Origin of the sequence: Flavobacterium procerum (genome assembly GCF_042431625.1) — a bacterium.
In the GTDB taxonomy this organism is placed as follows: Bacteria; Bacteroidota; Bacteroidia; order Flavobacteriales; family Flavobacteriaceae; genus Flavobacterium; species Flavobacterium procerum.
Genome location: NZ_JBHLYW010000002.1, coordinates 56,227 through 80,831, shown reverse-complemented (window position 1 = coordinate 80,831; position 24,605 = coordinate 56,227). Strand labels below are relative to the sequence as shown.

At 36.9% G+C, this 24,605-nt stretch carries 13 protein-coding genes; 12 read left to right on the top strand and 1 reads right to left on the bottom strand.

Translation table 11 applies throughout. The features are described from left to right. Positions 1-386 precede the first annotated feature (386 nt). The 12 genes from ACFFLS_RS01850 (at position 387) to ACFFLS_RS01795 (ending at position 22,831) form a co-directional block, all read left to right on the top strand. Positions 387-3,551, top strand: a complete 3,165-nt coding sequence (locus ACFFLS_RS01850; RefSeq protein ID WP_379685470.1) for a SusC/RagA family TonB-linked outer membrane protein — start codon at positions 387-389, stop codon at positions 3,549-3,551. A gap of 49 nt (positions 3,552-3,600) precedes the next feature. Then, complete coding sequence (locus tag ACFFLS_RS01845) at positions 3,601-5,697, top strand: RagB/SusD family nutrient uptake outer membrane protein (RefSeq protein WP_379685471.1); 2,097 nt, start codon at positions 3,601-3,603, stop codon at positions 5,695-5,697. A 413-nt stretch (positions 5,698-6,110) separates the two neighbouring features. Further along, complete coding sequence (locus ACFFLS_RS01840; protein ID WP_379685472.1) at positions 6,111-9,248, top strand: SusC/RagA family TonB-linked outer membrane protein; 3,138 nt, start codon at positions 6,111-6,113, stop codon at positions 9,246-9,248. 21 nt (positions 9,249-9,269) lie between these two features. Then, the gene (locus ACFFLS_RS01835; protein WP_379685473.1) at positions 9,270-11,213 is read left to right on the top strand and encodes a RagB/SusD family nutrient uptake outer membrane protein; all 1,944 of its coding nucleotides are present in this window, start codon (positions 9,270-9,272) and stop codon (positions 11,211-11,213) included. Between the two features lie 182 nt (positions 11,214-11,395). Continuing rightward, entirely contained in the window at positions 11,396-12,910 is a 1,515-nt protein-coding gene (locus ACFFLS_RS01830) for a sialate O-acetylesterase (RefSeq protein ID WP_379685474.1), read from the top strand. A 189-nt stretch (positions 12,911-13,099) separates the two neighbouring features. After that, the gene (locus ACFFLS_RS01825; RefSeq protein ID WP_379685475.1) at positions 13,100-14,119 is read left to right on the top strand and encodes a family 43 glycosylhydrolase; all 1,020 of its coding nucleotides are present in this window, start codon (positions 13,100-13,102) and stop codon (positions 14,117-14,119) included. A 3-nt stretch (positions 14,120-14,122) separates the two neighbouring features. Continuing rightward, positions 14,123-14,452, top strand: coding sequence for an L-rhamnose mutarotase (gene rhaM, locus ACFFLS_RS01820; RefSeq protein ID WP_379685476.1), 330 nt, complete (start codon positions 14,123-14,125; stop codon positions 14,450-14,452). A gap of 108 nt (positions 14,453-14,560) precedes the next feature. Then, the gene (locus ACFFLS_RS01815) at positions 14,561-15,895 is read left to right on the top strand and encodes a glycoside hydrolase family 88/105 protein (protein WP_379685477.1); all 1,335 of its coding nucleotides are present in this window, start codon (positions 14,561-14,563) and stop codon (positions 15,893-15,895) included. 219 nt (positions 15,896-16,114) lie between these two features. After that, positions 16,115-17,455: a TolB-like translocation protein gene (locus ACFFLS_RS01810; RefSeq protein ID WP_379685478.1), complete on the top strand. Its 1,341-nt coding sequence runs from the start codon at positions 16,115-16,117 to the stop codon at positions 17,453-17,455. 69 nt (positions 17,456-17,524) lie between these two features. Next, on the top strand, positions 17,525-18,928 hold the full coding sequence (locus ACFFLS_RS01805) for a family 43 glycosylhydrolase (RefSeq protein WP_379685479.1): 1,404 nt from the start codon (positions 17,525-17,527) through the stop codon (positions 18,926-18,928). Between the two features lie 20 nt (positions 18,929-18,948). After that, positions 18,949-20,277: a rhamnogalacturonidase gene (locus ACFFLS_RS01800; protein ID WP_379685480.1), complete on the top strand. Its 1,329-nt coding sequence runs from the start codon at positions 18,949-18,951 to the stop codon at positions 20,275-20,277. A 112-nt stretch (positions 20,278-20,389) separates the two neighbouring features. Then, positions 20,390-22,831 (top strand): glycosyl hydrolase 115 family protein, encoded by a 2,442-nt coding sequence (locus tag ACFFLS_RS01795; protein WP_379685481.1) that lies wholly within the window; start codon positions 20,390-20,392, stop codon positions 22,829-22,831. 253 nt (positions 22,832-23,084) lie between these two features. On the opposite strand, the gene ACFFLS_RS01790 is transcribed toward ACFFLS_RS01795, so the two are convergent. Further along, entirely contained in the window at positions 23,085-24,593 is a 1,509-nt protein-coding gene (locus ACFFLS_RS01790; protein ID WP_379685482.1) for a rhamnogalacturonan acetylesterase, read from the bottom strand. Positions 24,594-24,605: the final 12 nt, after the last annotated feature.

Sequence of the window (24,605 nt, the reverse complement as noted above, 5' to 3'; positions counted from 1 at the left end):
TAATCGTTTCTATAATTTCCAGCCACATCGATAAGGTAAAAATATTTCTTGTGAGGGAGATTGCTATCCTGTAGCGTCCTGTTTTATTGTGTTTTTGATAAAAATCATATTTATAAAAAAGTAATTGATTTTTTTTACAATTCGTATTTTTTGTCAAAAATAAATAGGAATAAGTAAAAAATATTTTTATAAAATTTCACACTGTGTAATTGTGTATTTCGCAATGATTTCAGCCTTGTAAATCAGTCAGTTGAGATTTTTTTTTGTTAAAATAAATATAATAAAATTTATAATAACCTGAAAGTTAACAGGATACTACAGGATACCGCGGAGGTCGCTTCTAAATAAATTTGGAATAACTAATTAATTAACCAAATTTAACTTTTATGAAAAACAAATTTAGTCTTATGCTGATTTTGGCCATGTTTATGCTGCTTCAGGCTTCGGCATATGCGCAGAGCAAAGTGGTTAAAGGTACGATTACAGATGCCTCAGGATTACCAATTCCGGGAGCAAATGTGACCCTTAAAGGAACAAAGCAGGGAACAAGTACTGATTTTGATGGTAAGTATTCGATAAGTGCCACTCAAGGACAAGTGTTGGTTTTTACTTCTACCGGATCAAAAACAGTCGAAATGACTGTTGGGACATCATCAGAAATTAATGTGAAGCTCCTTGATGATGTTTCGCAACTGAATGAGGTGGTTGTGGTTGGATACGGAACGCAGAAAAAATCTGATGTTACGGGATCTTTAGTAAATGTAACTGCAGAGCAGTTGATGACAAGACCAGTTACAAACGCTCTTGAAGCATTGCAAGGAAAAGCGGCCGGTGTTGATATTACCAGTAACGAACGTCCTGGAGCTTTAGGAAGGGTGCGTATTCGTGGTGTACGCTCACTGCCGATTTCGGGTAGTGATGATAGACTTAATGAGCCTCTTTATGTAGTAGATGGTGTGCCTTTGATGTCTTCGTCTGCTATTGAAACATTAAATCCAAGAGATATTGCTTCTATTGATGTTCTTAAAGACGCATCGGCTACGGCAATTTATGGTTCTCGTGGTGCAAATGGGGTCATTATTGTTACTACTAAACAAGGAAAAGCGGGGCAGTTTTCTTTAAATTACTCCGGTACAATTACAACTTCACAAATTGTAGATCGTGCTCCTTCTATGAGTGCAGCAGATTTTATTACGTTTAGACGTTGGGCTGCTTATAATCTAGATCCTAATACTTATGCACATCCTGACTCGCCAACTATCGCAAATGACAGATTGATTTTTGATAGTGCGCTAGACGGACAGACTTCTAGGGATAATGTTTTGAAAGGTTGGCAAAGTGGAACTTGGGATGCTTCTAAAGTAACCAATACTGACTGGGTGGATATGGTGACTCAGGCGGGAATCAGTAAAGAGCATGTTTTAAGCGCTAGTGGAGGTTCAGAAAAAGTAAATACATATGCTTCGCTTGGTTATTTGGATAATGAAGGAACTCAAAAAGGGCAGTGGTACAAACGATATACTGCGAAACTGACTTCGAATATTAATCCGGTTGATTGGTTTAGAATGAATGCATCGTTGAATGTTTCGTGGAGTGAGCAAGACTACGGAATGTCTACATTGCAAGCACGAAGTGGTACGGCACCAGATGCTATCTATGGAGCAGCAAAAACGTTGTACAATATGGCGGTACCTTATGATGCCAACGGAAAAATGGTGATTAATCCAGGAGGAGAATCTGCGATTTATACAGTTGCAAATGAATGGGATAAAAGTACGCAACAGTCTCAGATGATGAGAATATTAGGTAATTTTTCAGCGACTTTTGATATTGGAAAAATTGTAACTCCTTTAGAAGGGCTTAGCTATAAAATAAATTTTGGTCCTGATTTTCGTAATTGGAGAGAAGGAGTTTATGTAGACGGAACTTCATCTCTTAAAATCAATGCAGACGGAAGTACAGGTGTAAACTATGCCCGTCTTAGAAATAGTAGAGATCTTTCTTGGACTTTAGATAATATGATAACTTATGATCGTACTTTTACAAAACATAAGATTGGTGCTACTTTATTACAGACTGTATCTTCTTGGGATATTGAAGAGTCTTCGATGAGTGCTAATAATATTCAGAAGCCTTCTTTCTTATGGAATGCAATGAATACTGTAGATTTGACCAATGCTGCAAATAATGCCCGTATGGGGTCTGATATTACGAAACGTCAGCTTAATTCGTATATGGTTCGTCTGAATTATGGCTTTGATAATCGTTATTTGCTTACAATGTCAGGACGTTGGGATGGTGCATCGCAATTGGCAGATGGTTATAAATGGGATTTCTTTCCTTCAGCCGCCTTGGCTTGGAGAATTAATAATGAAGAATTCTTAAAAGATACAAGTTGGATTGATAATTTAAAGCTTCGTTTCGGAGTCGGTACAACAGGTAACTCATCTGTTGCGCCTTATGGTACAAAAGGAGGTATTTCGTCTATCTATCTTCCATTTAATGGAATGAGTAATCAAATTGGTTATACGACCAATGAACCATACTATACGAACACACAGCTTCCGATGGCAAACAAGGAATTAGGATGGGAAAAAACGACTCAATATAATGTTGGTTTTGATTTTGGTTTCTTCAACAACCGTGTAAGCGGTACTATAGAAGCGTACAGATCTTTTACTAGTGATATTCTTATGTTGGTTAAAATACCAACACTTACAGGATTCCCTACCACTTATGCAAATGTTGGGAAAACAAGCAACAAAGGGGTAGAGGTAACGCTTAACTTAATTCCGATTAAGACTAAAAGTGGCTTTACATGGGAAACCAATTTGAATGCTGCTTGGCAGAAAGATCAAATTGAAGAATTGGCTTACGGTAAAAATGACATGGTTGACAATACTTGGTTTATCGGGCAGTCGATTGCTGTGCGTTATGGTTTTGACAACTTGGGATTATGGCAAGACACTCCTGAAGACCGTGCTGAAATGGCAAAATGGACAGGTTATAATTTTTCTCCAGGAAATGTACGACCAAAAGATCAAAATGGCGATTACGTAATGGATGCTAAAGACCGAGTGGTGTTAGGAAACAGTAACCCAAACTGGACAATGGGATGGAACAATACTTTTACTTATAAAGGAATTGAATTAGGAATAAATATTTTCGGACGTGCAGGATATTTTGGCAATTTAGGAGGTGAAGCACTTACAGCTCACAGCAACCAAAGACAAGTAGATTACTGGAGACCTGATAATCCAAATGCAGAATTCCAAAAACCAATTCTTGGCCAAGCATCTTCAGGTTCTGCAGATAAATTCTCTGGTCTTCTTGGTTTTCCAAAAGCTGCTTTTGTAAAAATTCGTAACATCACTTTAGGATACAATCTTCCAAAAGATTTAACCTCTAAAGTGGGCTTGGCAAACATGAAATTATATGTTCAGGCAGTAAATCCAGGTAATATCTACCAATCTTTAGACTGGTATGATTTTGATACTGGTTCGACTTACTTCAACCGCAGTTTTGTGATGGGTATTGATGTAGGATTTTAATAATAATATGTTGTAACGAGTTGATGTATAACACAAAAAAGTAAACAAGATGAATAATATAAAAAATATCGGAATCGGTTTTTTGATCATGATGGGATTGACAATTTCCTCTTGCTCACAAGACTTTCTTGACGAAGATCTGACAAATCAGTATTCGACAGATTATTTTGAAACTCCAGAAGGTCTTCAGTCCCTTGCAGTATCGCTTTACGGGAATATCCGTTGGCATTTTGGTTTTGAGTGGTCCTATGCCAATACATTATATGGTACAGATGAGTTTACCAATGCAAACGATTTAACCAACGAAATGTGGAACACCTACGATAATCGTTTCGGGCCAATTGGAGCTACAACTTCAACTGGTGCAGCCAATGGAAATGCAACAAATCCTGCTGCTCTTTGGGATGAGATGTATTACGGAATCGCTTCTTGTAATACTATTATCGCTAATGCAAGCAAGATTGATGATGTAGCGATTCGTAATCGCTGTTTAGCACATGCTTATTTTTTACGCGGTTATAATTACTATCGTCTTACTGCACAGTACGGCGGAGTCGTTTTGCAAACACAGCCTGCAGTTGGTGTGGTTCGTAATTTCGTTCGTTCTACAGATGAGCAATGCTGGGAACAGGTAGTTTCTGATTTGCGTAATGCTTATACGCTTTTTGAAGGTGAGGTTTTCACTTACGGAAAAGGAATTACTTGGACAAAAGCTACAGCAGCGCACTTTCTTGCAAAAGCATTGTTGTTCCGTTCTTCAGAGCGTAATGCTGCATGGAACAGCAAATACAAAGACACCGATCTTAAAGAAGCAATTGATGCGTGTACTTATGCAATTTCTGCACGTGGCCCGTTGACTCCTAATTACAGTGATTTGTATGCTAACTGGACTGGTATTGACTGTCCTAATGAACAGTTGAACGAAATATTAATGGCTGCAGGACATAATGGAGATGCGGCTACAGTAGGACGTTTTGGAAATCGTACATATAATTATTTTGCCCCTCAGTTTTCAAGCTTTTCAGGTGGATGGGTTAGAAGAGGTGTATGGATTGGAAGTATGGACTTTCAGCGTTGCCGTCCAACGGAATACACATATGCAGTTTATGATCACGTAAACGATGCGCGTATGTGGAAAACATTTAGAACCGTTTATGGAGCTAATAATGTGGTTACTGCTAATGCTGGCGTTAAAGTTGGAGATCCAGGTATTGTAATGATTTTGAATACTAAGAATGATAATACTTATAACAGCGCTAAATTTGGAGCAAGTGTTCAGGCTCCTACCTGGACAGACGTTAACGGACGTCTTCCAGAATGGACAACGGGAAAAAGACAGACTCCAACAACCGGGACTTTGGCCGCTGTAAAAGGACAATATGTGCCTAACTCTTTGGTCTTGTACCAAAACGGAAATTACGTAGCGCCTACATTTAAAAATCAGCCGATTTGTAACTTCTTTGCAGGTATCAATAAAACAGATTGTGGGTCGCGTACCGCCGAAAGAGGAGATTCACATCGTGATGTAATTATGGCACGTCTAGGAGAAACATACCTTGTTCGTGCAGAATGTTATGCTCGTTTGGAGCAATACGGGAATGCAATGCAGGACATCAACGTAGTGAGAGCAAGAGCACAATGGAAGAGCGGTGAAAACAGATCTTATTACAGTGATGGCTCTCAAGCGTTTAAAGTAAATCCATTGAATACTGGAACGGCTGCTACAAACTATACGGCTTCAAATTTAGATATGAATACGTATTATTTGTCTAATCCTACAGTTGCTGTTACAACCGCTGCTTCTGATTTAAGATTAACTTCGTTTCCTGGTAATTTACCGGCTGAAGATGAGGCTGTAATTGCCAAAGTTGGAGCTGCTTCAGCTTACGAACGTGCTCTGAATTTTATTCTTAACGAATATACTCGTGAATTAATTGGAGAATGGCAGCGTTGGGAAACGCTTTCTCGTACTGGAATGCTTATTAAAAGAGCTAAAGCATTTAATGCTGAAGCTGCGACAAATATCACGACCAACAAACACGAACTTCGTCCAATTCCGCAGTCATTTATTGATGGATTGTTGAATGACGACGGTTCAAACTTGTCAGATGCTCAAAAGAAAGCATGGCAGAATCCAGGTTATTAAGAAAAAAGATTTCTTGTTATATTTTGTTTTTTTTTGAAAGAAGCCGCCTCGTTATTGAGGCGGTTTTTTTTATTTGTTATATGAATGTTTTGTAGGTTAATTTTTTCAATTAGATATTATGCTTTTAAATTATTTATTTTTGATTTATTTGATGAAAAAAATAATAAAAAATTACGATATTTTTTATGTAATAATATATTGCTTTTTGTATTCGTAATTTTTGTCTAAAGTTCGGAAATTCTTTTAAAATCAAGTGTTTCGAAGGTTTTTATGGTTAAAAAATACTTAATTAAAATTTTTAAAACGCTGTAAATTAGAAATGTACTAAATAATTTTGCAGGATACTACAGGACACGACGAGATTAACTTCTGGATAAATTTGATTAACTAATTATTAACCAAATTTTACTTTTATGAGAAACAGATTTAGTCTTCTGTTGCTATTGCTGATGATTGCATTTATGCATGTGTCTGGTTATGCACAGAACAAAACAGTTAAAGGTTCAGTAACTGATGCCGCCGGTTTGCCAGTGCCAGGTGTCAATGTGCTTGTTAAAGGAAGTCAAAATGGTGTAAGCACCGATCTTGATGGAACATATTCAATAAAAGTTTCGTCAGGAAATGTTTTGGTTTTCAGTTTTATTGGTTTTAAGAAACAGGAAATCACTGTTGGTAATGCAGCAGTTTATAATGTGGTCTTACAGGAAGAAGATAATTCTTTAGAAGAAGTTGTAGTTGTGGGATATGGTGTTAAAAAGAAAAAAGACCTGACTGGATCTATAGTAAGTGTTGGTGCCGAGGAAATCGCTTCGAGGCCAGTTGTCAATGCGGTTCAGGCCATGCAGGGAAAAGCTGCCGGTATTGATGTAGCTTCAACAGAACGTCCAGGAACAGTAGGAGCTATTACCATTCGAGGAGCGCGTTCTATTTCGGCATCAAATGCACCTCTTTATGTTGTAGATGGGATTCCTTTAAATTCAAGATTGGTAACCGATGCGGCAACTGGAAAAATAAGCGTGGATCCCAATTCTGGAGGAATCGACTTTTTAAATCCAACGGATATTGAAACTATCGATGTTCTTAAAGATGCTTCTGCAACAGCTATTTATGGTTCTCGAGGTGCAAACGGGGTTGTTATCGTAACGACTAAAAAAGGTAAAAACGGAAAATTTACCTTAAACTACGATACTTCAATAATGATGGAAAACATTCATGAAAATGCTCGAATGATGACTTCTGCAGAATATATTGAATTTAGACGCTGGGGAAGATATTATTCAAATCCGACCGCTTTTCCTAGAGGAGATGCTCCGAATATTGAGAATGATAAGTTGATTTTCTTGGCTTCTGCTGATCCATCGGCTTGGGCAAATGTTGAAAAAGGCTGGAAAGATGCAAATGGAAACTTTACCACAACTTGGGATGGTTCTAAAGTTGCAACCACCAACTGGGAAAAATTTGTTACCCGTACCGGAATTACGCAACAACATACATTAGCAGTAAGCGGTGGTACAGAAAAAATGAAAGCCTATGGTTCTTTTGGTTATCTGAATAATACCGGAACTTTAAAAGGACAGAGTTTTGTACGTTACAGTGGTACAGCAAATGTAGATATCACGCCTACAAAATGGTTTTCTATGGGAGCGAGCCTCAATACAAGTTATGGCGTTAATGAATATGGGCAGTCGAACGTAGGAAGAACGGCGGTTACAAGCTCAATCGGAATTTACAATACCGCAAGAACCAATCTTCCGTATGCGGTTCCTTATGATAGCAATGGTGTAAGAATTGATAATCCGGGTGGTGACTCCACAATCAGGACTCCTGTTGATGAAGATAAATATTCGCAGGATCAGCGTATAACTTTACGAGCTTTTGGAAGTATGTATGCACAGCTTGATTTTGGAGCGATTTCTCCTTCATTGAATGGATTGAAATACCGAATGAATTTTGGTCCCGATATCACTTCGTACCGTGATGGGGTTTATTTGGACGGTAAATCTGCAATTCGTTCAGGAACTAGTTTTGCTTCATTAGCCAATGAAAAATCAATTTCATATACGCTCGATAATCTTATTTTTTACAATAGAACATTCGGCAATCATAATTTTGGAGCCACTTTATTGATGAGCCAGACAGAATATCATAACGAACAAAGCTCATTATCTGCAAATGATATTAAAAATCCAGCAAATAAATGGAATGCTTTAACGCCTGCCAATGTTACGCTTGCGGGATATTCGTCAGGGCTTACTGATACGGGACTGTTGTCTTACATGGCTAGGGTTAACTACGGTTATGCCGATAAATATTTGTTGACAGTTTCAGGACGTTATGACGGAGCTTCGCAGTTGGCTTCAGAAAACAGATGGGCCTTTTTTCCGAGTGCTTCTTTGGCATGGGTTTTAAACAAAGAAAAGTTTTTAGAAAACGTAACTTGGCTTAATCAGCTAAAAATGAGAGTAGGTTATGGTGAAACCGGAAATGCTGCGGTACCAGCCTATGCTACACAGCCTCCGCTGACGGGAATAGTTTATCCAAACGGATCAGGAGTTGTTAATAATACTTCTTTAGGAAATGTCGAATTAGGATGGGAACAAACAGCGCAGTTTAACTACGGTATCGATTTTGCCATGTTTAATAGCAGAATTTCTGGAGCCTTAGATTATTTTACCAGTAAAACTACCGATTTGCTTTTAAAAAGCAGTGTGCCAACTGTAATAGGTGTAAAAGATACCTATCAAAATGTTGGCGAAACCGAAGGGCATGGGGTAGAGCTTACCTTGAATACTGTAAATATTTCCACAAAAGATTTTGAATGGACGTCTAATTTCAGCGGTTCGTATCAGCAGAGCAAGATTGTTTCGCTTCAGAATGGAAAATTTGATGACATCAATAACAATTTATTTATCGGTCAATCACAGAACGTTATTTATGGTTTTGCGTCAAATGGAATCTGGAAACCGGAGGACGCTGCAGAAATGGCAAAATTTAATGCAGCCGCGGGTTCTAATATTTTCTCTTTTGGTAATGCAAGACCAGTAGATCAAAACGGCGATTATAAGATTGACGCTAACAATGACAGGGTAATAATTGGAAGTAAGGATCCGAAATATATTGTTGGTCTCACCAATACTTTTACTTATAAAGATGTTGATTTCTCAATCTTTGTTTACGGAAGAATGGGGTATTTGTACGATACTTTGGGAGAAAACGAAGGAGCGAAAGGAAGCCAAAGAGCTATTGATTATTATACAGAAAACAATACAAATGCCGAGTACCAAAAACCTATTTATTCGGCTGGTACTGGGGATCCTTATTATCCGACATTAGGATACCGCAATGGATCATTCTTAAAAATAAGAAACATTTCATTAGGATATCGTTTTGATAAAGATTTAGTAAAGAGCCTTGGACTTTCTAAATTGAGATTGTACTGTCAGGCGAACAATCCAAGGATGATTTTCTCAAAAGTAAAATGGACTGATCTTGATACGCAGACAACTGCTTCCAACAGAGGGGTGACTTTAGGTTTAAATGTAGAATTCTAAATAAATTTTAAAAAGATTATTATGAAAAATTATAAAATACGATATAGTAATTTCATACTTATTGCCTTGCTTGTTTTGAGTAGTTCCTGTAATAAGGATTTTCTTGATGAAGAGTTGACAACCGCTTACAGCAAAGATTATTATAAAACCGAAGCTGGAATTCAAGCTTTGGCAGTAGGAACGTATTATCAGGTATTTGCTGCTGAATTTGTTGGTGAAGTGCCACTTACGGCTACAGAATCGGGTACAGATGAATTTCATGCAGGAGGAGACCCTTCAAACTGGATTTGGAATTCTTATTCTTCTGGATTTAAGGCTTTTGTGACGGTTTCTAATGCCAATACAGTTGCAGCAAATACGAATTGGGATAATCTTTATATCGGAATAGGAAATGCAAATCAATTGATAGAATCGGCAACAAATATTGCTTCTAGCAATGATGCCATCAAAAAAACGGCCTTGGGTGAAGGCTATTTTTTAAGAGCTTTTAATTATCTGAAATTGGTAAGCCAATATGGTGCTGTTCCGTTAAAACTAAAAACAAGTTCTACGGTTGAATTAGAATTTGCAAGAACTCCTCCTCAGGAAGTATTAAATCAAGTGATTGCCGATTTTACACAGGCGTATAATCTGCTGAGTAATGCCGGAGCTCCTTCAAAAATTACAAAAGATGCCGCAGCTCATTATTTAGCTAAAGCCTATTTGGTACGTGCTAGTGAAATTAATGACGCATGGAATTCTGCAACCAAAACAGCCGATTTACAGCAAGTGGTAACTTTATCTGATGAGGTTATTGCGCACCATCCATTAGCAGCAAATTACCAGAATTTATGGAGTTATACTGTTGCTGACGGCGCAAACGAACAATTGCCAGAGTTGATTCTTTCTGCTCAGTTTAACGCCAGTACACTCATTACAGTTGCAAACCAGCAGCATTTGTATTTTCTCTCTACTTACGATCAGTTGCCACAAATGAAACGTAATCTTGCTGGCGGAAGGCCTTTCAGCCGTTTGGCGCCTACTTATTTTGTTTATGATGTGTTTGATCATGTAAACGATTCTCGTTTCTGGAAAAGTTTTCAGACCAAAAGTATCATTAATAACAAATCGGGTAATTATTATGCAAACGGCGATTTAGGTATTATGTATGTTGTAAACAATGCGTCTGATACTCGTTTTGCGAACACAAAAAATACAGATGTAATTGTTGATTCAAAAACCGGAAAAACAATTCCAAGTGTATATGTGGCATACGCAGCTGATAAAAAGGGCTTGATGTCAGATGTTCGTTTTCCTTCTTTAAGTAAATACATGGACGGCAATAGAATCGATTTGAGCAGTATAAGAGGTTCGCGTGATGTAATATTGGCACGTTCGGCCGAAACCTATTTAATGGCAGCCGAAGCAAAAATACGTTTGGCAAAAGCAGGAGGTGCGAGTTTTGCAGATGCATTGACTTATATCAACATTGTACGAAACCGTGCAACTTACAAATCGGGAGAAAACCGTAGTGCGTATGCAGACGGTTCTGCTGCATGGACAGTAGCGGGTCAGGCAGGAATTCCGATTTCATACACTCCAGAAAACTCTTATTATGAATCTAATAATATCGCGGCTACAACTGCAGCTACAAATTTAACGATTTCAAGTGTAAGTGCGCTTCCTGCAGAAGATATGGCAGTTATTGCCAAATTAGGATATAGCAGCGATTACGACAGAATGTTGTGTTTGATATTGAACGAACGAACGAGAGAGCTTTGTGGTGAATTTCATCGCTGGCAGGATCTCAGCAGAACAAAAACTTTGATTGCAAGAGCAAAAGCTTATAATATCGAGGCGGCTCCAAATATTCAGGATTATCATAGTCTGCGCCCGATTCCGCAGACCTTCTTGGATGGCGTTTATGCAAGCGGAAAACCTTTGACTTCTGCCGAAAAAGATGCGATGCAGAATCCAGGTTATTAATTTTAGATTTTTATAATAAAATAGAACCGCCCACTTTGAGGCGGTTCTTTATGTTTTAGAAACAGTCAAGATTTTTGTTTAATACCTATTTAATAAACAGGGCACTACAGGATACCAATAATGATTTAGTGTTATATCTTTAAAATTTTAGGAGTAAAATTGTATAACTAATTATTTATTCGGTGAAAAATTTTGTATTATTTATTTTTTTTGGGCTAGGCCTAACTGTTACGGCGCAAGTAAAATTGCCAGCTTTAGTAGGGGATAATATGGTTTTGCAACAGAAAGCAAAAGTTAATTTATGGGGATGGGCTTCTCCAAACGAAAAAATAAATATTAAACTAGGATGGCAGCAGAATGCAATAGAAATCTCAACTAATGCTGACGGTACTTGGAAAACAGCCGTTGAAACCCCTCAAGGAAGTGAAAAAAGTTATGAAATCACAATTGAAGCTTCAAATAAAATCATTCTAAAAAACATACTGATTGGAGAAGTCTGGGTTTGTTCTGGACAATCAAATATGTACTTTCCTGTTGGAAAAGAAGACGGTACTTGGAAAACAGGTGTTAAAAACTACGAACAAGAAATTCAAAACGCCAATTTTCCATCCATTAGATTATTTACCGTTCCGACCAAAGCTTCTCAAAAGCCTTTAGATGACGTTAGCGCAAACTGGAAAGAATGTTCACCAACCTCCATCAAAACATTTTCTGCCGTGGCTTATTTTTTTGGACGTGATTTGTACCAAAATTTGAAAGTCCCAATAGGATTAATTTCGTCTTCTTGGGGAGGAACAAAAGCAGAAGCTTGGACTTCGCAAAAGGTTTTGGAAGAAAACCCAGATTTTTTGGGAATATTAGAAAATGATGCCAAAAATGAAAAATTATTTCAAGAGAAACTAGAAAAATATTACGCAGATTTAAAAACGGAAAGAATTTCAAATAATAATAATGATTTAACCAAAACGGAGCTTAAAAAACCGAAAAAAGAAGAAAACAAAACTTCTTATGTATTGTACAATGCCATGTTGCATCCTTTAATCAATTATACTATAAAAGGAGTAATTTGGTATCAGGGCGAAAGTAATGCTACAAAAGCATTTTTGTACAGAAGTCTTTTTCCTGCTATGATAAAAAATTGGAGAAGTGACTGGAATCAGGGAGATTTTCCGTTTTATTTTGTTCAGATTGCACCGCACAAAGGACAGAATCCTGATATAAGAGAAGCGCAATTATTAGTTTCAAAATCGGTTGCAAATACCGGAATGGTTGTCACTACAGATGTTGGAGATGAAAACAATATTCATCCTATCGATAAACAGACAGTTGGTTATCGTTTGGCTTTACTGGCAAGATCTAAAACGTATGACGAAAAGAATCTAGTGCATTCTGGACCAGCTTACAATCATATGAAAATCAAAAAACAGAAAATTCAGTTGTTTTTTGATGAGGTAGAAAACGGATTTAAAAAGACAGAGGATTTGAAAGAATTTGAAATTGCAGGAAGTGATCAAGTTTTTTATCCTGCAGAAGCAAAAATTGATGGTAAAACAATTATCGTTTCTTCATCAAAAGTAAAAAATCCAGAAGCGGTGCGTTTTGCATGGAAAGCCGTTCCTAATCCAAATTTATTTAATGTAGAAAATCTTCCAGCATCTCCTTTTAGGACTGATGATTGGGTGAATATTAAAAATTAAATGTTTGTAGAGTTTGTTTAAGAGTAAGTCTAGTTTGTCATTCCGAGGAACGAGACTCGAGCGATAGCGAATAGGCGGAGCAAATCACACTAGAAACTCGACACAGTATGTCGCCAATCTTTATCGAATCCCGAGTGTGATTCCTCGTTCCTCGGAATCACAAAATTGAACAAAAAATAACAAAATCAAATGAAACCAAAACTAAAATATCTTTTTCTAAATCTTGCAACTGTGTTGTTCACTTTGACAATCTCGGCTCAGAATGAAAATAAAAAAGATCAAAAACATACAGCATCAAAGCCATTGTATCGCGACCCTATTTTTGACGGTGCCGCAGACCCTACCATTATCTGGGACAAAAAAGAAAAACTGTGGATTATGTTCTATACCAATCGAAGAGCAAATGATGCTACAGCCAAAGGAATAACATGGGTGCATGGCACTAAAATAGGAATTGCAGTATCAAAAGACGGCGCAAAGTGGACCTACAAAGACACTTGCAACATTAATTATAAACTTAAAGATATAACCTACTGGGCCCCAGATGTAATTGAATACAAGAATAAATTCCATATGTATCTTACGATTGTACCTGGAATATTTAATGACTGGTATCATCCGCGTTCGATAATTCATCTTACCAGCAGCAATTTGATGGATTGGAAGTTTGAATCGGAACTAAAATTGGCTTCTGAGCGATGCATTGATGCATCAGTTTTTAGATTGCCAAACGGAACTTGGAGAATGTTTTACAATAATGAAAACGATGGAAAATCAATTTATTATGCAGACAGTAATGACTTGTACAATTGGAAAGACAGCGGTGCAAAAATTATAAAAGATCGTGGCGAAGGGCCAAAAGTTTTTGTTTGGAAAGGAAAAAACTGGATGATCTCTGATTCTTGGAGAGGATTGAATGTGTATTCTTCCGAAGATTTTCTAAACTGGAACCGTCAAGAGAAAAATATACTGCAGCTTCCCGGAACTGGTCAAGATGATAAAGTAATTGGAGGACATGCAGATGTTGTGGTAAATGATGGAAAAGCGTATGTTTTTTATTTCACTCATCCAGGAAGAACTCCAGAAAACAAAGGAATTGACAGCTATGAAACCAAAAGAAGCTCTATACAGGTTGCAGAACTTGAATATAGTAACGGAGAAATTAGCTGTAATCGTGACGAATCAGTTCAAATCAATTTAAAACATTAGAAAATGGAAAATAAAAAGACCATTAGGAATGCTTTCAAAATGAAATTAAAACCGGGTTTTGAAGCAGAATATAAAAAAAGACATGACGAAATCTGGCCAGAATTACAGACTTTATTGTCCGAAGCGGGAATACAGGATTACAGTATTTTTTTAGATGAAGAAACACTGATTTTATTTGCAGTTCAAAAAATCAGTCCAGATTTTGATGAAAAGCATCTGCCGAACCATCCATTAGTAAAAAAATGGTGGGCTTATATGGCTGATATAATGGATACCAATCCAGATAATTCTCCGATTGCCATTTCGTTAAAAGAAGTTTTTCATTTAGATTAAAAAATAATTTTATAACTTCTTCGCTTTCAATGACAATAGACCACTTTGGGAAACCAAAATTGTTATTGCAATATTAAATTGAATCTTATTAACCAAAAAATACTAACTATGAACCATTCATCTGTAAAAATACTTGCCTTAATCACATTTGGGGTTTTTGCTTCCGCGAATGCGCAGACAAATGATGTAACCACACCTTTGCATGCCATGCAACCGGATTATGTAACGCCTTATGTTGTTCCAGAAAAAAATAATATTGAGGCGGTTTTAAATCGGGTATATAATTTCCTTGAAGAAAATACCGCTTCAAAAGTTCTCAATGCAAGTGATAATTCAGAAGTAAAAGATTTCAAAAAAGCAAAAGGCAAACTTGTATTTTCTCCAGGCTCTTTCAGACTTACAAGTTACGAATGGGGCGTTACTTATGCTGGAATGCTTTTGGCGACTGAAGCAACAGGAAAAAAAGAATATGCAGATTATGCCAATAAGAGAATTAAATTAATCGCGGATCTTGCTGAAAATTTTAAAAGCGAAAATGTACAAGATTCGCCAATTCGCACCGTTTTAAAGCCGCATGCATTAGACGATGCTGGAGCGCTTTGTGCTGCTTTCATCAAAGCAAAAAAAGGAGGACTAAATGCAAATGTTGATCCGGTAATAAATAACTTCATTAAATACATAAGCGAAAAAGAATATCGTCTAAAAGATGGAACGCTGGCTAGAAATAGACCGCAAAATAATACACTTTGGCTGGATGATATGTTTATGAGTGTTCCAGCTTTAGCACAAATGGGGAGTTATACAGGAGACAAAAAATATTTTGATGATGCTGTAAAACAAGTCAATCAGTTTTCAGAAAGAATGTTTAACAGTCAAAAAGGAATTTATATGCATGGCTGGGTAGAGTCAATGCAGACACACGCCGAGTTTCATTGGGCGAGAGCAAATGGCTGGGCAGTGATGACTATGGTAGAATTATTGGAAGTGCTCCCAAAAAATCATCCGGGATATCCTCAGGTTCTGGCGCAGCTTCAAAAACATATTGCTGGACTTATGCAATATCAAGACGGAACAGGTTTCTGGCATCAATTGCTGGACCGAAACGATTCTTATCTTGAAACTTCGGCAACTGCCATTTATACGTATTCTATTGCAAGAGCAATCAACCGAGGATATGTGGATAAATTGGCCTATGCACCTGCAGTTTTATTAGCGTGGAATGCTGTAGCTTCCAAAGTAAATGAAAAAGGTCAGGTAGAAGGAACCTGTGTAGGAACCGGAATGGCATTTGATCCTGCTTTTTACTATTATCGTCCTATAAACTTATTTGCAGCTCATGGTTATGGGCCAGTGTTGTTGGCTGGAGCCGAAATAATCACACTTTTAAAGAATAATCAATTTGAAATGAATGACAGTTCTATTCAGTTGAAAATTAAGGGATAATAGGTTGTAAGTTGTGAGTTATAAGTTATTAGGTTATGAGGTAAGAGGTATGCGGTATTCGGTATTCGGTATATGTGAGAGTTTACCGTTCAAATTTTTAAAACATAGCCCATAGTTTCAACTATGGGAATGTGATGATGTGCAGTATGCGTTTATCATTTTAATTTTAAAGACATAGCGCATAGTTTCAATTAGATAAGATTAATCAAAAGCAAACGGATGAAATTCAAATCAATCTCAATTATATTTTTACTTTTTTTCTCGGCGACAGCTTTTAGTCAGATTGGAAAACGCTTCCCATCTGAGAAAAAGATAATCAAAGATCCTGTCACGGGTGTTGATTTAATCTTTTTAACTACGAAATCGGCAGGTGATTCCAAAACATATCCAACTCATCCACAATGGACAGCAGATGGCGAGTGGCTTATTTTTAGAACCAAAAGAGCCAATGGTGACGCAGTTGCGGTAAATGAAAAATCAGGCGTGATGGTTCAGGTTACAGAAGGCGGTTACAGCGGTACTTTGTGTATGGCGCAAAAAACGATGAAATTGTATTATATGCGCAAAAGCGAAGAAAATACAATGCAGATTATAGAGGTAAATCTAGAAAATGTTTTTAAGGATAGTCAAGCTGGAAAAATGAAAGCTGTTGCTGCTTACGAACGTGTTTGCGGGACAACACCTTCAGAAATGGGAGCATCAGGAGATATGGCTTTGGATGCCAATGAAGATCGTGTGTATTTTAGAATTGGAAGAGAAGAAGCCGCTAAACATTTAGATCCGAATGTTAAACTTGAAAAAAACTACGGTCCTAGAAATATGGGTGCCGGTCCTGGAGGTATTGGCAGTATGAATATAAAAACGGGAGAGTTGAAACATGTAGTTTCGGTGCCGTTTCAGGTAGGTCATATTCAATCCAATATCTGGAATCCGGGCGAACTGGTTTTTTGCTGGGAAACGGGTGGTAAATCGCCTCAGCGTACTTGGACGGTTATGGCAGACGGAACGGGTTTAAGACCGTTGTATCCTGAATCGGATTATGAATGGGTGACACACGAAGCAGTGATTTCTAAAGATGAGGTGGCAATGGCTATTATGGGACACCGAAAAATTGATATTCAAAAAGAAACTCCGGTTGAAGTGACGGAAAGCACAGAAGTGAGAAATCCGCAGAATCCAGGACAAGAAAGCAATTGGGGAAATTCGGGAACCCGTGAAAAACCAACAGGTCTAGCTATTGTAAATTTAAGAACCCGCGAAATGATTATTGCTGGACAAACCAAAAGAGGCAGCGGATTATGGCACGTACACGGTTCCTCTGACGGAAGATGGGCTGTTGGCGATGATTTCTCCAGAAGTTTGTATTTAATCGATCGTAAAACCAACGAAATGATAATGCTGACAACAGGTCATAAACAAACTGCTGCAGATCATGTGCATCCGACTTTTAACAGAGATGGAACTAAAATTCAAATTCAGTCAGCAATGCTTTCTGAGGATAACAGAACTTTGAATATCTGTATTGTAAATGTGCCTAAAGAATGGCTGAAGAGAAAGTGAATTAATGAAAATTCCAAAACTCAAATTCCAAATTCCAATCGAAACTCAATCGAAACAAAAATATAAACAATGAAAAAAGCAGTATTCTGGATTGTTTTCTTTGCTAATATCATTATCTCTTCTGCTCAAAAGTTGGAGAGAATGGATGCTGTTTATTCTGGAGTACCATGGTTTGATCAGAACGGAAATATCGTTAGTGCACATGGAGCTTGTATTGTAAAAGAAAAAGAGACATTTTATCTTTTTGGAGAAGCTCATTCTGATGACAGTAATGCATTTGCAGGATTTAATTGTTATTCGTCCAGAGATCTTTATAATTGGAAGTTTGAAAGTGTGGCTTTGCCGTTGCAAAAAGAAGGAAAATTAGGTCCCAATCGTGTCGGAGAAAGAGTAAAAGTGATGAAATGTCCCAAAACGGCTGAGTATGTAATGTATATGCACGCCGATTCTCTGACCTATAAAGACCAATTTGTAGGTTATGCTGTTTCAAAAAACATAGAAGGTCCGTATACATTTAAAGGCCCGCTTTTGTTTGAAGGAAAACCAATAAAAAAATGGGATATGGGAATTTTTCAAGACGATGATGGTTCGGGATATATTTTGGTTCACGGCGGTGAAATTTATAAATTAAGTGATGATTATAAGTCGGTTACAGAAAAAGTGAACGAAAACATAACAACAGGTTTTGAGTCGCCAACGATGCTTAAAAAAGATAATCTGTATTATTTTATTGGCTCGCATCTAACCAGCTGGGAACGAAATGACAATTATTATTACACTTCAAATTCAATTAAAGGCCCATGGGAATCGCGTGGTTTAATTGCTCCCGAAGGAACATTGACATGGAATTCCCAGTCGACATTTGTTTTGCCTATTAACGGAACAAAAACAAGAAGTTATATATTTATAGGAGACCGCTGGTCTTTTCCAAAACAAGCTTCTTCGGCAACTTATGTTTGGCAGCCGCTTACTATTTCGGGAACTTCTTTAAAAATTCCAGAGTATCACGAAAGCTGGCAGATTGATTTACAGACAGGAATTGTGTCTGTACCTAAAAATGCAACTAAAATTCTAAAAAATACAGATTCAAAAATTAAATATTCTGGCAATTGGAATCATGCTGTTAAAGAGAATAGGATTTCAGAAAGCAAATCAGATGATAAAAATGCTTCATTTTCAATACAATTTAAAGGACAACAGATTGGCTTTTCGAGTTTGGTTGGCAGTGAAAATGGTTATGCCAAAGTTGTTTTGACAGATAAAGAAGGAAAAACGATTACCACTGCAATCATTGATATGTATAGTAAAAGTGCAATGGAAACAACAGTTTACAAATCTCCAGTCTTAAAAAAAGGCAATTATGTCTTAAAAGTTTATGGAACAGGAGAAAGGCCAAATTGGTCAGACAAAAGAAAATCAAATTACGGCAGTACAGGAAATTATATTTCTATAACCCAAATTGCCATTAGATAATAAAACAAAAATAAGGTACAATGAAAAAGTTTTTCACTTTAATTTTTTGCATTTTAGGAATGGTTCAAAATGCATCTTCACAAAAATACAGCAATGATAAATTTCCCGATGGAAGTGAAATTACACCATGGTTTAAAGATTATACCAAACTGGAGCTTAAAAGTCTAGGTAAACAATATAAAATTACAGACCATGGAGTGGGAACTGACAGCACTAAAATACAAACAGCTGCCATTCAGAAGGTAATTGACAAAGCTGCTGCAAACGGCGGCGGCGTAATTGTGATTCCAAAAGGTGTTTTCTTGAGTGGTGCTTTGTTTTTTAAACCTAAAACTAAGCTGTATGTTAGCGAAGGCGGTGTATTGAAAGGCTCTGATAATATAGCTGATTTTCCGATTATGGCTTCCAGAATGGAAGGACAGAATCTAGATTATTTCCCGGCTGTAGTCAATGCTTACGGAGTAGATAATTTTTCAATTTCTGGAAAAGGAACGATTAACGGAAATGGCAAAAAATACTGGGATGCTTTTTGGGCGCGTCGTAAAGAAAATCCAAAATGCACCAATCTGGAAGTTTCGAGACCTAGATTAGTATTTGTATGGAATTCAAATAATGTGCAGTTTCAGGATGTGAAATTAATTAATTCTGGTTTTTGGACGAATCACTTTTACAAATGTAATAATGTTAAACTGCTCGATTTGTATATTTTTTCTCCGCATCTTAAAGACAAGGCACCAAGTACCGATGCAATTGATGTAGATATCTGCACCAATGTTTTAGTAAAAGGTTGTTATATGTCGGTTAATGATGATGCTGTTGCGCTTAAAGGCGGAAAAGGCCCTTATGCAGACCAAGATCCAAACAATGGAGCAAACAAGAATATTATTATTGAAGACTGTAATTTCGGTTTCTGCCATTCCGCTTTGACCAACGGAAGTGAAGCGATACACAATAGAAATATAGTTATGCGAAATTGTAAAATTGACGGCGCTTCAAGATTATTGTGGCTGAAAATGAGACCTGACACACCGCAACGTTACGAATATATCAGAGTTGAAGATATTAAAGGAGAAGCAAAAACTGGATTGGGCGTTTTTGCCTGGAAACAATTCTTTGATTTGAAAGGACGCCCAGATATTCCGCTTTCGTACGGCGATAATGTAACTATGAAAAACATCGAATTGAAATGCGATACTTTTTACGGAGTAGAAAACGACCCGAATGTTCGTTTGTCTAATTTCACTTTCGAAAACCTAAATATAGAATCAGTAAAAACAAATATTGATAAGAGTTTGATAAATGGTGTGACGTTTAAGAATGTTTATTTGAATAAGAATTTGGTTGAGTAATTAGGTGCAAAGTAACAGAGAAACAAAGAGACAAAGGTTTTTAACTGCCGAATTCTCTAATTTTAAAAAATAACTTTGTGCCTTAGTGCCTTTGTGGCAAAAGAAAATAAAAATGAAGAAAATACTAACATTAATTTTCGCAATAACAGCTTTAAATTGCTTTAGTCAGAATAAAGAATCAGTACAGTTTTTAATTGCAGATTCCAATCATGCAGTAAATATTTTCATTGACAAAAACACGGATTCACTAATTGTTTGGGCTGTAAATGAACTAGCAGACGATATTAAGGAAATAACAGGAAAACGTCCTGAAATTGTTACTACAAATAAGGTTTCAAAGAAGGGAATTTATGTTGGTCAGATTTCTTCAAAATTATTTCAATCCAAAAACAATCAAAAAGAATTAGGAAATCAGTGGGAAAAATTTTCAATTAAAAAAGAAAAAGATAATCTTCTGATTGTTGGTTCAGATGTTAGAGGAACTGTTTATGCAGTTTTTGAAATTGCCGAACGTCTCGGAATTTCTCCGTGGAAATGGTGGGCAGATGTTCATCCGTTAAAAAAAGAAAATCTTTCGTTGTATCTTCCATCAAAAGGAATTGTTGAAGCTCCATCTGTACAATATCGAGGGATTTTTCTAAATGACGAAGACTGGGGATTACAACCTTGGGCAGCTAAAACTTTTGAGCCAGAAACAGGAGATATCGGCCCTAAAACCTATGAGAAAATTTTTCAGTTACTCCTGCGTCTAAAAGCGAATACAATTTGGCCTGCTATGCATCCGTCTACAAGAGGTTTTTTTACCCTTTCGGGGAATAAGGAAATGGCACAGCAATATCGAATTGTGATTGGTTCTTCTCATGCCGAACCGATGCTGAGAAACAATGTTGACGAATGGAAACCGAAAATTTATGGCGATTACAACTATTTTACGAATAAATCTCAGGTCGATAAATATTGGCAGGAGCGATTGGATGAATTAAAATCGGCTCAAAATGAAACAATTATGACCTTAGGAATGCGTGGTGTTCATGACAGTAAAATGGAAGGCGCAAAAGATTTAAAGGAATCGATTGCAATGGTGGAAAAGATTATTTTAAACCAGCGTGAGATGCTTTCAAACACTTTTAAAAAACCGCTTTCAGCCATTCCACAGGCTTTTGTTCCATATAAGGAAGTACTGGAATTATATGATAACGGACTCAAAGTTCCAGATGATATAACGCTTGTTTGGCCCGATGATAATTATGGTTACATTCGTCGTTTGAGCAGTCTAGAAGAACAAAAGCGAACAGGAGGAAGCGGTGTGTATTACCACATTAGTTATTGGGGACGTCCTCATGATTATCTTTGGTTGAGCACTACACAGCCGGGTTTGATTTGGTACGAAATGGTAAAAGCCTATCAAAATGGCGCAAAAAAAATGTGGATTGTAAATGTTGGAGACATCAAACCAGCAGAATACGATACCGAATTTTTTCTGGATTTGGCATGGAATATCAATAGCATCAAATCGGACGGAATTGATGAATATCTGAAAAACCGGACGGCAAGAGAATTTTCTGCTGCAGTAAGTGAAGAGTCGGCATTGATTATGAAAGAATATTACCGTTTGGCAATGCTCAGGAAGCCTGAATATATGGGATGGAGCCAGACGGAGCCAACAACTCCCGTTAAATTTTCTGATTTTTCTGAAGAAGAATCCTTGAATCGAATAAAAGCGTATGAAAATCTAGTTCAGAAAATTGACGAATTAGAAAAATTTGTTCCTGAAGAAAGAAAAGACGCATGGTTTCAATTGATGGTTTATCCTGTTAAAGGTGCTGCCTATATGAATTACAAATTTTTGTATTGGAATTTAGCAGCTACAGTTTCTGATACAGCTGAAAAAGAAAAGTATAATACTTTGGCCACTCAGGCTTTTGAGAAAATTCAGGAATTGACCAGTTTTTATAATGAGAAAGTAAGCAATGGCAAATGGAATTATATGATGTCAATGCAGCCACGAAGACTGCCCGTTTTTGAAGCTGTTAAAAAGAGTGAAAATTCTAAGAAAAAGTCAGGAAAAACAACAGGTAGAATTTATATTCAAGCTAATCAATTTACTTCCAAAAAAGACACAGAAAATTATCAATGGAAAACAATTGAAGGTTTGGGATATAGTGACAATGCCATCACTTTGTTTCCGTTTATGCATCGTTATTTTAAAAAGGAAAAACCGTCTGTTTCTTACGAATTTGAAATTGAAAAATCAGGCGATTATGAAATTGAAGTACGTCTGCTTCCAACACATTCCAATAATTTTGACCATGAAATCGGAATAAAGGTAGATGGAAACAATACAGAATACTTTAAGATAAATACGAAAGACCGTGATAAAACCTGGAAAGAGAATGTGCTTAGAAACAGTGCAGTAGTAAAAATTCCTACATCAAATCTTTCAAAAGGAAAACATATCGTTAAGATTGAAGTCAATCAAACCGGAATTGTACTCGACCAATTAGCGGTATACTTGGCTGCTGAAGGAGGAACTTATGAAATTCCAGTCAAATAAAATTTAGCTCAAAAGTAAAGCTCTTTTTTTGTAAGCTTCGGAGGAGCTAAATATTTATAGCAAAATTTAAGGTTTACAATATAAAAAGCTCCAGAGGAGCGACATATTTTTAGATTATAAAAATCATGTCGATAATCTAAAGTTTTTTTAACTGCAAATTGCACAAATTTCCACAGATTAATTTGCGGAAATTTGCGCAATTTGCGGTTAAAATCAAGTTTTTTAATTTTGAGTCTTCAAGTCCATAACTGCTTTATTTAGGAATTTCAATATAATCCCTCAAATTACAGTTTTTTAATTTTTGAATGCTTTCAGCCACAGTAAGTGCATTCAACTGTGCGCCTTCCAAACCAGTATGGGTGTGGTCTTTTGGGAAAAAAGCTTTTACTTTTTCTTTTCCAAGTAACTCATATTTTTGCGCCACAATTTCATTTAAATCAATATAAAAAACATTTTGTCTTTCTGCAGCAATTTTGGACCAATTGCCATAAGTATCAGTTCGGCGTTCTACTTTGTCATTTGGCCATTCATTTCGTGGTGTCTGGCTCAGTACAATCGGAATTGCACCTTTTTCTTTGGCTTCGCGAATGAATTTCTCCATATACCAGCCAAAAGTATGTACAGTTTCTTTAGTGCCGTCAGGGCGGATGAATTCCTGTGTTTCTTCGCCGTTTCCTTTCAAGGAACCTCTGAATTTTTCTTTATCAATATCCCCAGCATCATTATGTCCAAACTGAATCAGGATGAAATTTCCAGGTTCGAGATGGTTTTTGACTTCATTCCATAAACCTTCATAATCGAAAGTTCTGGTGCTTCTGCCACCGCGTGCTTTGTTGATGACTTCAATTCTGGTCGTATCGCAATATTGAGGAAATGGAACTCCCCAGCCAACGGCATCAGGATTATTGTTATTGTTTGCCATAGTAGAATCGCCAATCAAAAAGACTTTTTTCTTGGCAGGAAGTACAATTTTTGGATTGTTTAGAATGTATTTTTTTAGGGAATTTTTACTGTTTTTCAGTTCATCAATAATAACAGAAGCGGAAAGCACAGCTCCTTTTGCCGAGGTATGCGTATGGTCTTTTTTATAGAAATAAGTGCCGGTAACTTTTGTTTCGCCAAATTTTTCCATTTCAAGAGCCATTTTTTCGTTCAGGTTGATAAAAGTTACCTTTTCCTTTTCCGCAATCTGTTTGGCCCATAATCCGTATGATGTGTCATTTCGAGGTACTTTTCCGTCCTGCCAGTCATTGCGCGGAATAGGAGAGCAAATAATCGGAATTGCACCTTTTGATTTCGCTTCACGAACTACCTTCTGAATATACCAGCCGTAAGTATGTACAATTTCGTGTTTTTTGGTTAAGATATTGTCGATTTCTTGGGTTTCAGAACCAATTCCTTTAATGGTTCCTCTTGCACGCAGACTGTCATTTACAGGGCCATTATCGTTGTGTCCAAACTGAATCAGAACATAATCTCCTTTTTTTAGTTTATTTAAAACCTCTGTCCATAATCCTTTATCCTGAAATGTACGGCTACTGGTGCCTCCCAAAGCATGGTTTTCAATCTTGATTTTTGTCGTATCGAGATATTGCCCAATGAAATCTCCCCAACCCCAAAGACCTCCGGCTCCATCTCCTTTTCCATTTTTTACAGTCGAATCTCCAACCATAAAAAGAGTAGGTCTATTGTCTTGTTTTGATGTAAAATTGAAAAATAATACAGCCAAAAGTGATGCAGTAAGTATTTTAAATAATTTCATGTTTTGAATTAT